Origin of the sequence: Synechococcus sp. PH41509, assembly GCF_020514285.1 — a bacterium.
Taxonomy (GTDB): Bacteria; Cyanobacteriota; Cyanobacteriia; order PCC-6307; family Cyanobiaceae; genus Parasynechococcus.
The window spans coordinates 139,486-152,978 of sequence record NZ_VTLD01000026.1; the positions used below are offsets into that span (position 1 = coordinate 139,486).

General features: G+C 62.7%; 11 protein-coding genes. 1 reads left to right on the forward strand and 10 read right to left on the reverse strand.

The features are described from left to right. Nucleotides 1–6 precede the first annotated feature (6 nt). The 5 genes from FZZ88_RS10550 to FZZ88_RS10570 form a co-directional block, all read right to left on the reverse strand. Entirely contained in the window at nt 7–255 is a 249-nt protein-coding gene (locus FZZ88_RS10550; RefSeq protein ID WP_166017118.1) for a hypothetical protein, read from the reverse strand. Further along, nucleotides 255–2,030 carry a DEAD/DEAH box helicase gene (locus FZZ88_RS10555; protein WP_166017119.1) on the reverse strand — a complete coding sequence of 592 codons (1,776 nt, stop codon included), beginning with the start codon at nt 2,028–2,030 and terminating at the stop codon, nt 255–257. The genes FZZ88_RS10550 and FZZ88_RS10555 overlap by 1 nt, the downstream gene beginning before the upstream one ends. A 105-nt stretch (nt 2,031–2,135) precedes the next feature. Then, on the reverse strand, nt 2,136–2,477 hold the full coding sequence (locus FZZ88_RS10560) for a phosphomannose isomerase type II C-terminal cupin domain (RefSeq protein WP_166017120.1): 342 nt from the start codon (nt 2,475–2,477) through the stop codon (nt 2,136–2,138). A 13-nt stretch (nt 2,478–2,490) separates the two neighbouring features. Beyond that, nucleotides 2,491–4,071: an AAA family ATPase gene (locus tag FZZ88_RS10565; RefSeq protein WP_166017121.1), complete on the reverse strand. Its 1,581-nt coding sequence runs from the start codon at nt 4,069–4,071 to the stop codon at nt 2,491–2,493. After that, the gene (locus FZZ88_RS10570) at nt 4,068–7,676 is read right to left on the reverse strand and encodes a UvrD-helicase domain-containing protein (protein WP_166017122.1); all 3,609 of its coding nucleotides are present in this window, start codon (nt 7,674–7,676) and stop codon (nt 4,068–4,070) included. Before FZZ88_RS10570 ends, FZZ88_RS10565 begins: the two co-directional genes overlap by 4 nt. A gap of 246 nt (nt 7,677–7,922) precedes the next feature. On the opposite strand from FZZ88_RS10570, the gene FZZ88_RS10575 reads away from it, so the two are divergent. Beyond that, entirely contained in the window at nt 7,923–8,093 is a 171-nt protein-coding gene (locus FZZ88_RS10575; RefSeq protein ID WP_166017123.1) for a hypothetical protein, read from the forward strand. On the opposite strand, the gene FZZ88_RS10580 is transcribed toward FZZ88_RS10575, so the two are convergent. From FZZ88_RS10580 to FZZ88_RS10600, 5 genes are all read right to left on the reverse strand, one after another. Continuing rightward, nucleotides 8,090–11,341 carry an exodeoxyribonuclease V subunit gamma gene (locus FZZ88_RS10580; RefSeq protein ID WP_166017124.1) on the reverse strand — a complete coding sequence of 1,084 codons (3,252 nt, stop codon included), beginning with the start codon at nt 11,339–11,341 and terminating at the stop codon, nt 8,090–8,092. The two genes, FZZ88_RS10575 and FZZ88_RS10580, sit on opposite strands and share 4 nt — an antisense overlap. After that, complete coding sequence (locus tag FZZ88_RS10585; RefSeq protein WP_166017125.1) at nt 11,335–12,015, reverse strand: metallophosphoesterase; 681 nt, start codon at nt 12,013–12,015, stop codon at nt 11,335–11,337. The genes FZZ88_RS10580 and FZZ88_RS10585 overlap by 7 nt, the downstream gene beginning before the upstream one ends. Before the next feature lie 67 nt (nt 12,016–12,082). Then, nucleotides 12,083–12,418 carry a hypothetical protein gene (locus FZZ88_RS10590; protein WP_166017126.1) on the reverse strand — a complete coding sequence of 112 codons (336 nt, stop codon included), beginning with the start codon at nt 12,416–12,418 and terminating at the stop codon, nt 12,083–12,085. Then, entirely contained in the window at nt 12,418–12,738 is a 321-nt protein-coding gene (locus FZZ88_RS10595) for an MgPME-cyclase complex family protein (protein ID WP_166017127.1), read from the reverse strand. The genes FZZ88_RS10590 and FZZ88_RS10595 overlap by 1 nt, the downstream gene beginning before the upstream one ends. After that, nucleotides 12,735–13,484: a pyridoxine 5'-phosphate synthase gene (locus FZZ88_RS10600; RefSeq protein WP_166017128.1), complete on the reverse strand. Its 750-nt coding sequence runs from the start codon at nt 13,482–13,484 to the stop codon at nt 12,735–12,737. The genes FZZ88_RS10595 and FZZ88_RS10600 overlap by 4 nt, the downstream gene beginning before the upstream one ends. Nucleotides 13,485–13,493: the final 9 nt, after the last annotated feature.

The following is a 13,493-nucleotide window of genomic DNA, read 5'->3' on the forward strand; positions in this document are numbered from 1 at the left end:
CGGGGATCAGAAGGCGTAGGTCTCAGCCGCCTTGGCCTTGCAGGAGGACTGGGCCGCCTTAATTCCAGCCCCGTTCTGCACCTCCGCCAAGAAACAGCGGCAGGTGTCTTCCACCATGCCCTCGGGGGAAACCTTCCCAGCACTCTGCAGCTCGGCCTTGACGGCCGTTCTGCAGAACCGGGTGATCAGGCTGTTGTCCGATGCCGCTACCGAAACAGGGGCCAAGACCAGGGCAACAGCCAGAAGCAACCGCATCAGGTGGCCTGAGTGATTTGCAGTTCGCGGTTCATCACCCGCAGGCGACGCAGGTTGTTGAACACGTCCTCCGGCATGCCCTTGGGCAGGTCCACCAGGCTGTGGTTATCAAAGATCTGAATGCGACCGATCATCCGACCCTGCAGACCGGTCTCCCCGGCAATGGCGCCAACAAGATTGCCCGGCTTCACCCGATCGCGGTGGCCCACCTCAACCCGGTAACGCTGCATGTTCTCCTCGGGAGCCCGGGCCGGTCGGTCGCGCCGCTCACGACGTTCTCCAGAGGGGCGGTCGCGGTCGTTGCGACGGGTGTTCTGAATCCAGTCATCGTCCCCTTTACGCAGAAGCGGATCAGGACCGATCGCCAGATTGAGAGCAGCCATGGCCAGTTGCTCAGAGCTCAATTCCAGCTCGGTTGCCACCCGCTGCATCAACTCCTGAAGCAAAGCCGCTTCATCGGCATCGGAGCGTTCCGCCTGGGCCGCATCGCTCAAGCGCTTGCGCAGACGGTCCAGACGTCCCTGGTTGATCGCCGTATTGCCAGGTACTTCGATCGCTTCGATTGGCTGACCGGTAGCCCGCTCAAGGTTGCGAATGAAGCGTCGTTCCCGGGGAGTCACAAACAGAACGGCTTCTCCGGTCCGACCGGCCCGGCCCGTCCGGCCGATGCGGTGCACATAGGCCTCGCTGTCGAACGGCATGTCGTAGTTGATCACCAAGCCGATGCGCTCAACATCGAGACCGCGGGCCGCAACGTCAGTAGCCACAAGGATGTCGACCGAGCCACTGCGAAGCCGTTCCACGGTGCGTTCCCGCTGGTTCTGCGGAACGTCGCCGTTGAGAACCGCCACCTGATGACCGCCTGCTTCGAGGGTTTCGGCCACCGTCAGGGTGATCGCCTTGGTTCTGGCGAAGATGATTACACCCTCTCCACCACAGGCATCCAGAACCCGTTGCAGGGCCTCGAGCTTGTGCGGCATCGGCACCGTGATCGAACGCTGCCGGATTCGCTTGCCCTCCTGATCCTTGGTGCGGATCGTGACCTCAGCAGGGTCCTTGAGATAACGCTTTGAGAGACGACGGATCTCTGGCGGCATCGTTGCCGAGAACAGCACAACCTGCCGCTGCTCTGGCAACTGGCCAAGGATCCACTCCACATCGTCGATGAAGCCCATGCGGAGCATTTCGTCCGCTTCATCAAGCACAAGGCTGCGCAACCCACTGGTGTCGAGCGTGCCCTGCCGCATGTGGTCCATCACCCGACCAGGGGTGCCCACCACCACATCAACACCGCGCCTAAGGGCACTGATCTGAGAGCGGAAATCCGTGCCGCCGTACACCGCAAGCACCTTCAGGTGGGGATGACCGGCGGAATAGGCCTTGAAAGAATCGGCCACCTGCATCGCCAGTTCCCGGGTAGGGGCGAGCACCAGGGCCTGGGGTGTTTTCTGGCCGCTCTCAAGACGCTCGAGCAACGGCAACGCAAATGCTGCTGTTTTGCCAGTGCCGGTCTGGGCCTGTCCCACCAGATCTCGGCCAAGCATCAGCTCGGGGAATGCCGCTTTCTGAATTGGAGACGGTTCGCTGTATCCCTTGTCCGCCAAGGTGCGCATCATGGCTTCACTAAAGCCAAAACCAGCAAAACCGGACTCCGGTTCAGACGGCGTGATGGTGGTGGTGAACACCTCAGCATTCGGTTCAGATTCCGGAAGAGCCGATGCAGAAAGATCGACTGCGCAGGCGGAATCGTCGCGCTGCTGCTGCTGTTCAGTCATAGAAGGTGGCTTCGCCTGATTGATCTCTGAAATCAGGCTCACAACCTCCCTGCAACCGAAACAGTTGCGCTCTGGTTGTGTTGCCTACGCTTCAAAGGTTGAAGTTCAATTTATCACCCGGCCGTAATCATCCTGCAGGCGTTCGATGTCGTCTTCCCGCAGATCCTCACCATGCTGAACCTCGATAATCAGCAGATCAGTGTCGTCTGCACGGGCGCGATGCACGGCACCGCAAGGGATGGAGAGCATGACACCAGTGCTCGCCGGTTGAGAGTGATCACCGCAGAGCAGAGCACCTGAACCAGACACCACGGTCCAACTTTCGCTGCGGTGATGATGCCGCTGCAGAGACAACTGCTGCCCGGCACGTACAAGCAGGCGTTTGACCAAATAGTTCTCCCCCTGCACCAACGTTTCGTACCAGCCCCAGGGACGCTCAACACGCATCAGTTCACCCGAGTCAGATCACTGTCACCAGGTCAAGGCTGACACGGGCACGGGTAATGGCTGTGTACAGCAATCGGCGTTGATGATCAGCAGCCGGTCCATCCTCAAGGGGGTCAGGCCAGAGAACGATCACCCGATCCGCCTCACTGCCCTGGGCCCGATGAATGGTGAGGGCGACAGCAGGCTCCAAACGGCGCAAACGAGCTGGATGGAAGCGGCGCACCTCCAGCTGCCCTTCAGGGTCCACGACCTGAAACAGCAAACGTCGTTCGGAACCGGCCCCAATGGCAACACCGAGGTCGCCATTGGCCAAACCGAGTTCAGGTTGGTTGCTCCCGCAGATCACCGGCAACCCGACTGGCCATCTGTCGACCTTGCCCGCGGCACTGGCCCCCAGCAGCGTGCGATGTACATCCTCAAGACTCCATGGCCCCCGACGGCGTGGACACAGCAGCAGGTCCTGCTCCAGCGCCTCAAACAACGACCGGGAGACTGCCATCAGCTCCTTGTCGCTGCAGCGGTCAAGGTCACGTGCCAGCACCTCCAATTGTTTGAGGCGCTGCATCCAGCGCTCACGCACTAACGCCGGAAAACGACGCAAGGGGCTGGGATGCACCTGAAGATTGGCCTGTTCGGGCAAGGCAGTCAGATCCGCTGCAAATGCATCTAGATCCCCCCGGCGCAGCAGCTGCGCCATCACGGCCAGGGCACCTCGGTTGCGATAGGTGCGTTCCAAATGCACCGCACCGGCGCCGAAACGGTCGCGCACCTCGGGCTGCTGAAGCCGATGCCAGACCGCTCCACTTCCCACCGGCGGCAGCTGGGCTGGATCCCCCACCAAGAGCAGCCGACAAGCGCTGGGCAACGCCTCCAGCAAGGCCTGGGTCAGGGCCAGATCCAACATCGACATTTCATCGATCACCAGGAGGTCCAACTCCAAGGGGCGATGACGGTGTCTGCCGAATCCACGGCTGCCAGCCTCGAGCCAGCGGTGGAGGGTGCTGCAGGGCAACGGAGCCCGCTGGGACAGCACCGCATCCCTCAGGCGCCGGGCTGCCTTACCGGTGGGTGCCGCCAAGCCGATGCGTAAGCCGGGATGGCGTGCTTCCGCCCGGGCCAGAATCTCAACCACAGTGCTGGTTTTGCCCGTGCCAGGGCCACCGCTGAGCAGCACGACCGACGCCTGGTCCAGAGCGCGCACGGCGGCGCACTGTTCAGGATTGAGACGAGCCGACAGCCCTGGGTCGACATCGTTGACGGGCTCCGGGAATGAAGCATGGGCCCGCTCCACCAGCTCGTCCACCACATGCTCCATGGCCTGCAACCAGCGACGCCAGCCCAGCCGGTCGCCCTGACGAAGCAGGGGGGAAGTCTCCCCCTTCAGCCATCCACTGGCTTCAGCAACGGCCAAACGTTCCGGCGTGAGAGCCACCGTCAACTCCCCCTGCTCCAACGCCAAGACAAGGTCGCGACTGAGCTCCTCCAACTCCGCGCTATCGACTTGGGGCGGAATCCGACGCCGCAAAGCGGCATGCAGGCCGGCCGTAAAGCTGGCAGGCCAACCACTGTTTCCCAGGGGCAGGAGCTCCGTCACGTCGGCACCTCAGCCAGGGCACGATCAAGGGCTGCGATGCGATCAAGCGGCACGGATTCGACGATGCGGCCAGGGCCGACAGGACTCTCTGGAGAGGCACTCACCGATCCGGGCATCCCCCGCAGGAAGCAGTAGACATAGCCCCCCAGATGACGCTCGGGGGCGTAATCAGGCAACCGCCAACGCAGATGTCGATGCAGGGCCACCAGGTAGAGGTGCGCCTGAAGGGGGTAGTGGTGATGCAGCATCTGATCCTCCATCGCGTCCTGGGAATAGTGATGCGGACCGCACAGCCCGGGTTCAACACCGGTGCGCCGCTCACCGATCCAGTTGCTCTTCCAGTCGAGGACCCACCAGCGCTTGTGCTGGGGGTCGTGGAACACCAGATCAATCGACCCGGTAAGAAAGCCACGGCTGTTGATCGACAACGACGCCAAAGCAGGGCTGTAGGACGCACCAAAACGGGCTTGGGCATCAACGGCAAAGGCAGCGACCAGATCGGCCGTCCGCACGTGCTGAACCGGCAGATCAAAGCTGAGTTCGGGCAGGCGCTGGTCCGGGCCCAGCTGATCCAGCGACAACGACCCCAACGGTCCACCCAGGGGCGTCTGAAGCACCTGATCCAAGCCCGTCAACACATCGTTCTGCAGGCCTGGATCGAGGCCAGCCCGCCGTAACTCGGCGGCGATCAGCTCCAGTCGTTCGCTTGGCTCCGGCGCCTCTGCTGCGGTGAAGGGGAACTGTTCGAGAATCCGATGCAGACAATCCCCCGCCGCGGCTCCACGGGGGAAGGCCGCCAAAGGCCCCGTCTCAGACCACTCTGGTTCCGCAACTGCCGAGACAACTTCCTCGGCCCCTGGGTCACGATCGCGCCCATGCTCATGAAGCCGAATCTCATCGGACGAGGCAATCCAGGCTGAGTAACTGGCCCGTCCCCAACTCCGATCGATGCGCTTTGGAATCGGACCCAAGGCCAACGTCTCCACCCGCAGCGGAGGCCGCCAACGCCCCCCGTTGGGCAGGCGCTCCGCCAAGGCAGAGATGCGGATAGGGACCTCTCGCTCGCCCAGGGCATCACTCAGCCGTTGATCGGTCAGGCTTTCGATCGCGTCTCCAGCCGCCTCAGCACCAAAAAGCCAGGCAGGCATGGGCGAGCCCTCCTGGCCAAAGGCTCGAGCCCAGATCAGGATGAGCTGGGATTTGGCTCGGGTGACCGCTACATAAGCCAGCCGCTCGGCCTCGGCCATGGCCTCCTGCTGAGCCTGTTGCGCCGCTTGCCAGCCCTCACCCCAGTGGAGATCCACCCGAACCAGGCACTCCCCAGAACGGGGATCACGCCAGAGCGGGCCAGCAACAGCTGGGGCTGACTCCCAGAGATACGGGCAAATCACCACCGGATATTCGAGACCCTTGCTGCGGTGAACAGTGACCACGGCGATGGCGCTGTCGGCCTGATCGCTGTGGGGCTGGCGCGCTTCCGGCACGGGCTGACTGGGGTGTAACCGCTCCCGCCGCAACCAATCCGCAGCAGTGGCCACGTCCAGCCCCTGGCGGTGCATCGCTTCCTGCACCAGCCGAGCTGCCTGCTGAAGATCCCCCAACATCCGCCCCCGTTCCGATAGACCCGCCAACTGTTCCCCCTTCAGCAGGTCGGCCAGCGCTCCGAGCAGGCCCAGCCGGGGCATCAACTCGGCCAGTCCACGCAATTGCAGAGCCAGCTGATCCAACCGGTCCTGGTCCAAGCCATCTGGCGGTATGCCCATCAATCCCGAGCAGGCCAGCAAGCGCAGGCGAACGTCATCGCCCGGTTCTGCCAGCGCATCGAGGAACCACTGCAAGAGCAGGGCGGCTTCACTGTCGAGCACATCCCCCTGCGTCACCAGGCGCGTAGGGAGACCACAGGCACCCAGGGCGCGCCGCAGCGCTTCAGCCTGCTGATGGCGGCTCACCAACACACACAAGTCGGCGGGGTTGAGGTTGTCCTGTTGCTGCAGTTGCTCCAGCACCATTGCAGCCAGGCGCTGGGGCATCTCTTCCTCCAAGGCACTGCGAGTGGATGGCGACTCGGTGGAGAACAACTGCAGTTGCAACGCCGCGGCGTCCTGCGGTGGCATGGCAGAGCTGCGGGGCTGCACCGCGGGCACTGGAAGCCCAGAGCGGGGGAGACCAGGAGCCATTAACCGGTTCAACCCCTCCATCAACGGTGCCGTCGTACGGAAGTTGTCGAGCAGGTGATCGATCCGCTCCACTTGCTGCCGAGCCGCCATGTAGGTCGCGAGATCACCGCCGCGAAAGCGGTAGATCGCCTGCTTGGGATCCCCGACCATCAGCAGCAGATGGCGTTCACCATCGCCGAAGGCCCGCTGCAAGAGGCGCCACTGCACAGGGTCGGTGTCCTGGAACTCATCCACCATCACGGCCCGATAGCGCTGTTGCAGCGATGCAAGCCAAGCGACGTCGCCATCACCGGGATCCATCGCCGCCAACAATCCGGCAAAGGTGATCACACCGCGACGGCGGCGGCGGCGGTCCAGTTCCTGCAAGCCTCGCTCCAGCAAGTACTGCCAGGTGCGTTCCAACGGTCCATCCCAGAGCGCTGCGACGGCGGCCTGCAATCCCGGCACCACAAGGCTGGGGTCGGTTTCACCGCACTTCCGCGCGATACGGCACCAACTGGAGGGGTGGAAGTACTCCTTCAGTGGCTTCTCATGGGACGCAATCTCCAGCAGCGAGGGAACAGCCGTCTGGATACTGAGCCACTGATTAATCTGCGCACAGCGATCGCTCTTCGGCTTGGCGGAGTAGGGGGTGGTGGAACCACATCCCTGGGCTTTCCATTGTTCCGCGGCCTGGCGGAACCCGGCATCAAGGGCGGCATGGTCCCGATGCCAGAGCAGGAGAAAGTCCTCCCAGAGTTGCGCCACCCAGTGGTCCAGCTGCGGTGCGAGGGAGCGGTCCACATCGATTGCCGCTTCGCTGGCTCTGAAGCGCGGCTGCTGTTCGCCATCGAGTTGCGCTAACCCCCTACGGAGAGCCTGCGGAGAGAGTCCACGCTGACGTAAACCCTTGAGCTGGGCCTGCGGCAGGCTCAACAGCTCCTGTTGCCAGAGGTCCTGCACCACTTCGGCCTGAAGCGCGGTGGCATCGGTGTCGAGCTGGGGCTCCATCGCAGCACCGTTGCTGAGGGCTAAACGGCGAAGACTGCGTCGGCAAAAGCCATGAATGGTGGTGATATCAGCCCGGTCCAGCTGCTCCAGAGCCACCAGCAAGCGGCGAATCCAAAGCTGACGCGCATCCCCTGGGTCCGTTCCCGCCAGCCAATCCTCCAGAACAGGATCTGGAGCGGAAGCATCTCGACCCTGCTCAAGTTGTTCAAGACCCTGCAACGCCTGCTGCAGGCGCTGGCCGATGCGGGAACGCAGCTCTTCAGCCGCCGCATCGGTGAACGTCACCACCAACAGACTGTCGAGAGCATGATCGGCCTCCGTGATCAGACGGAGACAGAGATGGGCCAGGGCAAAGGTTTTACCTGTGCCAGCACTTGCCTCGAGCAAGCGGACCCCGGGACTGAGGGGGTAAGAGTTGGCATCGAAGCGCTGAGCCATGGATGAAGTCTGATCGGCACAGGCCCCAAGAGCAGTGTTAACTTCTATGAAGCAGCCGGCGAAAGCTGCGAACTGGACTGGGTGTTGTCACATCCCAGAACAGAAGACGACCTGAGCGGGGGCCTGAAGAACCCTCGCTTTTTTATGGGCTCCATGAAGCGATGCAACCCAACCCTTGAGAGAACAGGGGCTTGCATCCATGCAGTGCAAGTGACGCCACAGGTTGTGTGAAGCCACCTGCCTGTTGTGTCTCCTGAACGTCGTCAGAAATTGGCTCAGCTGCTCGTGCGCAAAGCCGCCGCTGTCGAGAGCATCGGCCAGGAACATCGGGCTTACTTCTTCCGACGTCAGGTGGGTGATCCCGTCGTGATCTCGAACGAACGCATGGGCGAAATGTTGGACGAGCTTTTCGCTTAGCGCAGTTGGACCAGAAGAGGGCCGTAGAGCAGCTGGCAAGCCTGTTGGAATCCGTCCTGATCCATCAGCTGCTCCGCGGAGATCTCTGTACCAAAGCAAAGCTGCATCACCGGAGTAGCGCCTTCCTCCTGCCAGGTCGTTCGAAATCCCAGTTTCCCGGACCCGGGTTTGCGCTGCTCTTTGGCCACCATCTGCCAGCCGCTCTTCGGGGGAACCGGCCAGCACTGCACCAGGCCCTGTTGCGCCAAATTCTGAAGCTCGTGCAGCCGATCCTTGGCTTCAGCCTCAGGCAACGCAGTCCAGCGCAGATGCACCTCGGCCCCGGCAACCCGTGTGCTGCGGGCCACCACCGCTGAACCACCAGCAGGAGCCAAACCCTCAGCACAAAGCAGCAGATGCTGCAACCAACCACGCATCACGGCCGCGGCCGAAAGCATGCCGGGCTGCACCACCACCTGGGTGTCCCCGGCGAAAAGCAGGGGCGTTGGCAAGCCTGCGAGGGCAGGCACCTCCCGCCGGCAGGGGCCGAGCGATTCCAGCTGACGCTGCAGGGCCTGCCAACGCGTCTGCAGATCCTCCTGCTCCAGAGCAGCGCCAGCACCCGCAGGAAGCACGCCCTGGCCCGCCAGCAACGCCGTCCAATCCGGAGGTGATCCAAAAATGAATTGCTCCTCAAGCTCGTGGTTCAGCAGCAGATAGCGCTGCAGACCATCGAGCTCGAGGGCTTCAAGATCCTCCACTGCCTCGATTCCTTCACCAGGACGCAAACCCCGCGCCTGCAACCAGACCTTCTGAGGCTGCTGCATCCAAGCCAGCAACCCTTCAGGGTCCAGAGGCGAGGCCGGAACGTCATCGTCCCCGTTTAGATCCCCATGCAAGGCGAACGGTTTCCGCCAAAGTGATGACCAGGCCAGCCCCAGGGAGTCCTGGGCCGATGCTGGTGCGCGATCGAGCCAGCGCCTTGCCTCCAGCTGGCGTCGATCACAACTAAGCGGCGCCTCGGGTCTGAAGTTTTCAGGGGACAGGGGGTTGGCCGCCGGCGTGATCACCAACCCCTCGATGGAGGCGCTGTCCCGACGCAACTGCTCCTGCAGGACGGCAAGACACTGTTCCACGGGCGCCGCTGGCGGCTGTGGCTCACCCGTACGCTCCAGCCGACCGCACCAGCTGATCAAAAGATGACGCCGAGCTGACATCAAGGCCTCCAGCAGCACGTAGCGGTCCTGGTCGCTGCTACGGGGGTCCCCCAGACGCCGTTGCTGCTCCAGCAAATGGAAACCAGGACGCCGGCTCGGACGGGGGAAGTCAGTGCTGTCGAGACCCATCAACACAATCACCTTGTGGGGAATCGCCCGCATCGGTTCCAGGGCGCTGATGGTGAGGGCACCACTGCGGTGACCGAAGCGGCCGCTGTCCACCGACAACGCCTCCTGCAGCACCTCCAGCGCCACTGCAGCGTCGAGGTCCAAGGAGCATTCTTCCGCCCGCAGCCGCCACTCCTCCAGCGCCGCAGCCCAGCTCTGCCACTCGTCGGCCCAGGCCCCACCATCAGCAAACAGCTCCTCCAGCAGGGACTGCAGCAGCTGCACCCAGCCATGGCATGGCCGGGGCTGGCGCAAGAGATCCAGCATGCGCGCCAGACGATCCAGAAGACTCCACCAACGCACCAGGCGGTCGGGGTCGAGCTCCTGCTGAAACGGTGCCGCCCCCGCCGGCGCCAGGCCCGGCTCCACCGGCAGCACCAGCCCCAGCAACCAACGGTCCAGACACCAACGCAGGCTGTGGAGCTCGTCCCCGCCCCGCTCACGGGCGTCCAACCCCCAGCGAAAACCGCTGCGTTGCAGCGTTTGGGTGATCAGCACCGCCTCCTCCGCCGTAAGTCCCTGCTGGCCCTGCAGAGCCGGGTTCGCCAGGAGACGTTCCAGACCCGTGGCGGTGAGGCGTGTAGCAGCCAGCTCCAGCAGCGTGAACATCGCCATCGACAACCCCGGACTGCTCTGCTGACTGCGGTCGGTTAGACGCCAGGGCAAATCAACACCGATGGCCGCCGTGTCGTTGAACACAGAGCTGAGCAACGGTGCATAGCGCTCAATCTGCGGCGTCATCACCAGCACGTCCCGTGGCGCGAGATCGGGATCGGCCGCCAGCCACTGCAGGATGCGATCACGCACCAATTGCACCTCCCGCCAAGGACCCGGTGCCGCCTGAAACAGCAGCGACTGATCGTCTGAGGAACGAATCAGCTCAGAGATGCTCTCGGCATCCACCAGCTGCTGCTGAAGCTGATCGAGCAGGGTGGGCTGGCGCTCTTCCGCCGCGGCGATCTGCAGGGAGCCTGCAAACAGATCACCCTCGCGTCGCTCCCCCAGCTGCGCTTCACCGGAGCCCTCTAACAATTGCTGGAATTCGGCGCCCATCCGCCCGAGGACAGCCTCCAAACGCGGCGCCTCCGCCAACCAGCCCCCATCGGGCGGTAGCAGCCAGCCATCCCCGAGCGAGGCACGCCGACTGCCGCAGCGCTGCCACAGATCCGGACAGGGGGTCAGCAGGTAGATCTCCACCTCCAAAAGACCGGACAAGGCCTGAATCAGATCCACCTGCACCGGCGCCAGAGCACTGATGCCGAACAGCCGCAGCCGCTCCGGCAGCAGGACCGGATCAACGTCTCCTCGCCGGAGACGATCGACGGCCTCACGCACCTGCAGGCCGAAGGGAGCTCGGGGCAGCCTTTGGGCCAGCAGTCGCCAGAGCACGGGCTGCCAGTCGTCATCAGGTCGTGGCCGTTTCCACTGCTCCAGTTGGTCGGGGCGGTAGAGGGCGTAATCGTCCATGGCATCGGCGATGGACCGCGCCAACTGCCAGCGATCCCGCGTCAACCCCGAAGCAGTTCCCTCTCGCTGGGCCAACCACGCTTGAAGAGGCTGGGCGACCGGTTGCTCCAACAGTTCGGGAAGCAGCTCGAGCACAGCCCAGACCAGCTGGCCCGCCCGCCAGGGATCATCTTCCTGCGCCGGGAGATGAAGAACCTGGCGCACCAGCTGCCGCAAGCGACTGCCCGGAAATGGGAAACGCACCAGAGAACTAATGCCATTGGCCATGGCCAGCTGCTCTCCCAGCCATCGGCTCGTCGGCCAGGTGTTGACCATCACCTCAACCGTCTCCAAAGGCCCCAGCGGCTGCTCAATCAACTGCCGAGACAGCAAGCGAGCCAAAAATTCAGCCCTGTTGCTTCGGTAAACCGTCAGCAAGGGCCTGCATCTGCAGCCAGCACAGACGGTCGTTGCTGGAGATCCGAAGGCCGGGGAAGGGCTATGTCCGTTGCAGCCCCCTGAACCTGCACAACAGCATCCGTTTCCGGGCAGAACGCCGACAGACAACCGCCGTAGACCGCCCCTGTATCGATTAGCACGATGCGCTCCAGGCGCTCCACCTGGGAACGAGGCGTGTGTCCCACAACAACAAGACCAAAACGTCCGTCATAGGTCTCCCAGAATGGGTCGCGAATGGAGAGATCCGGCTGGCCATCTGCATTGAATCCGGCGTGGGTAGCGCACCAGCCGTCACCGCGATAAATGAGGGGGAGCTGTTGCAGTCGCGGTAGCCACTGCCTCGCGCTGCTCTCGCCCAGCTGGCCGAAGGTGGCGTGCTGACTCAAGCCATCCTGGGATGACGCAACAGCGTGATTGTTCAAGGCCTGGATGAGATCTTGCTCGTGGTTCCCGCGCAACCACGTTGCACGACCCGTCTGGATCAGATCCCAAACCAGATCCATGGTTGCGGGGATGGCCTCACCACGGTTGATCACATCCCCGCAGAACACCAGATGATCGTTCGGCGGCAGAATCGCAAGCAGATTGAGCAAAGGCTGGTAGCAGCCATGCACATCTCCAATCACCCAGTGCTTGCGTCTGCTCTGGTTCAAGACAAGACCATGGAGATCTACCAATTCTGTCTACCTGACGGTCTCAAGCCATCAACCAAAAATCAGATCAGAACAAACCGAGAAAACGCTTGCGTTCCGGCTGTTCCGCCTGTTCCGGCTTGGCTTTTTCTGGGGTTGCCCGTCGATAACGGGGCTTGGCATCACCAACGGTGACCAGAGGGTCATTGTTTTTAAACCAAATCCAGTCACGAATCGGAGGCGTCTCGGTGAGATCGCGACGGGTCAGCCTCAACCCCAGCTTGGCCGAAGCATCCAGAAGGATGTCCACCATTGCGTCGCCATCGGCACAGGTCGCCAACGCCTTGTTGGTTTTCTCAGCACCATCGAGGGCTTTCACCAGAAGTGCGATGCGCTGGTGAACAGGGAGGGAACTGGGATTCATCAGACGGCACTGGCAAGAGCATCGGGAATCACCTCGGACGGTGCCTCGAAGGTGCCCACCACGACGTATTCGAGACGCAGTTTGAGGAAGGTGATGAAGGTGGGGTCGGTAGACACCACTGCAGCAGCTGGTTGAGGGACCTTCGCCTTGACGTCAACCATCTCAGGGGCCTCAAGAAACACCGGTTGCTTCACCAACCAGAAATCGATCTCCTTTCCCGTCTCGGCGTAGTTGCGCTGACGCTCCCGAAGCACTTCCTCCAGCGGCTCCTCCACCGTGAGGAAGCGCTCGCTGGCTGCAATGAAGTGATAGGTGGTCATCCGGGCGCCTGTCCGAAAAGGGGATCAAGGCGGGGATTCTGAACCAAGACCTTCATATCTCGCACAGCCTGTTGCAGTCCGACGGCCACAGACCGCGCCACGATGGTGTGACCGATGTTGAGTTCCTCCATCCCAGGAATGGCCGCGACGGGCTCGACGTTCTGATACGTGAGGCCATGGCCGGCGTTGACCCGTAGAGCGAGCTGCCGAGCGATGGCCGTGCCTTCGTACAACCGCGCCAACTCCTGCGGCTGGGTGCTCCAGTCAGCATCGGCATAACGTCCCGTGTGCAATTCCACCCAGCAAGCACCCGTGCTTTTGCAGGCCTCAAGCTGAGTGGGCTCCGGATCCACAAACAGGCTGACCGGAATGTTGGCGGCCTGAAGGGTTTGCACAAAACCACGCATGGAGGCCTCTTGTCCTGCCACATCAAGGCCTCCCTCGGTGGTGACCTCCTCACGCCGTTCCGGCACCAGGGTGACCATGTCGGGCTTGATCTTCAGCGCTATGGCCACCATCTCCTCGGTGGCTGCCATTTCCAGGTTGAGCCTGGAGCGCAAGGTTTGCCTGAGCAACTCCACATCCCGATCCTGAATATGGCGGCGATCTTCCCTCAGGTGCACGGTGATCCCATCAGCACCGCCCAGTTCGGCGAGAAGAGCCATCGACACTGGGTCTGGCTCAACGGTTCGCCTCGCTTCGCGAATGTTGGCGATGTGATCAATATTGACGCCGAGGCTGGCCATGACGAGGCA

Coding starts and splice junctions, on each gene's coding strand:
- FZZ88_RS10550 (WP_166017118.1), bottom strand. CDS start 255: ATGCGGTTGCTTCTGGCTGTTGCCCTGGTCTTGGCCCCTGTTTCGGTA.
- FZZ88_RS10555 (WP_166017119.1), bottom strand. CDS start 2,030: ATGACTGAACAGCAGCAGCAGCGCGACGATTCCGCCTGCGCAGTCGAT.
- FZZ88_RS10560 (WP_166017120.1), bottom strand. CDS start 2,477: ATGCGTGTTGAGCGTCCCTGGGGCTGGTACGAAACGTTGGTGCAGGGG.
- FZZ88_RS10570 (WP_166017122.1), bottom strand. CDS start 7,676: ATGGCTCAGCGCTTCGATGCCAACTCTTACCCCCTCAGTCCCGGGGTC.
- FZZ88_RS10590 (WP_166017126.1), bottom strand. CDS start 12,418: ATGAATCCCAGTTCCCTCCCTGTTCACCAGCGCATCGCACTTCTGGTG.
- FZZ88_RS10595 (WP_166017127.1), bottom strand. CDS start 12,738: ATGACCACCTATCACTTCATTGCAGCCAGCGAGCGCTTCCTCACGGTG.
- FZZ88_RS10600 (WP_166017128.1), bottom strand. CDS start 13,484: ATGGCCAGCCTCGGCGTCAATATTGATCACATCGCCAACATTCGCGAA.